Source organism: Campylobacter sp. US50a (assembly GCF_004379015.1).
GTDB classification, from domain to species: Bacteria; Campylobacterota; Campylobacteria; order Campylobacterales; family Campylobacteraceae; genus Campylobacter_D; species Campylobacter_D jejuni.
On record NZ_RYYJ01000059.1, the window covers coordinates 1 to 644 of the forward strand.

Here is a 644-nt window from a genome sequence, read left to right on the forward strand (position 1 = left end):
AAAAATTAATAATACAAATAACATATACTTTAACATATACTTTTTAAATAATAAAATTTTTCAAATATAGAAATTCAATAGAAAGGAGAGAAGTTTAGTTAAAAAGTTTGTTGGGTAAGCCACAAGGAGAAATTCACCCCCAAAGGGGCAAGGCTAATAAGCCTTGACAGTAATTATACAAATTAGTATAATTATAAGTATGAGTCGTGTCATAATAGTTCACCCCCTTTCTAGGGTGTGATTATGCCACAGGGTTGCAGCCTTGTGGCAAAACCCTTAATGCAATTATACCAAACAAACTCTTTAACTTCTGAAACAATTTATGAAAGATTTTTGTATAAGTTTTAATATTTTATATGAAAATTTAGGTGTAAGCTATAAACAAAAAGCCTTTCGAGCTAGCTAAGAATACTTGGCTTTAGTTAGGAACCTCCTACTTCTAAGCGTTAGCGAAAGTAGGAGTAATTCACAGTTTTCATTGTTTTAAAATTTTTCTCTTTGTTATTAATAGATAATTTCGATATATCATATCTATCCCAAAAGATAAGCTCTAAAGGGCGTTGTAAAAAATGATAAGTTAAGCTTATAAAAATAATCAAAGCTATAAGCACACCACAAGGTATATAAAATCTTTTAAGTTTGTA

The 644-nt window shown here is 29.0% G+C and carries 1 pseudogene; it reads right to left on the reverse strand.

Features of this window, described 5'->3' with window-relative positions:
• Positions 1-446 precede the first annotated feature (446 nt).
• Positions 447-644 (reverse strand): annotated as a pseudogene (locus ELQ11_RS10210) (hypothetical protein); the annotation flags it as partial.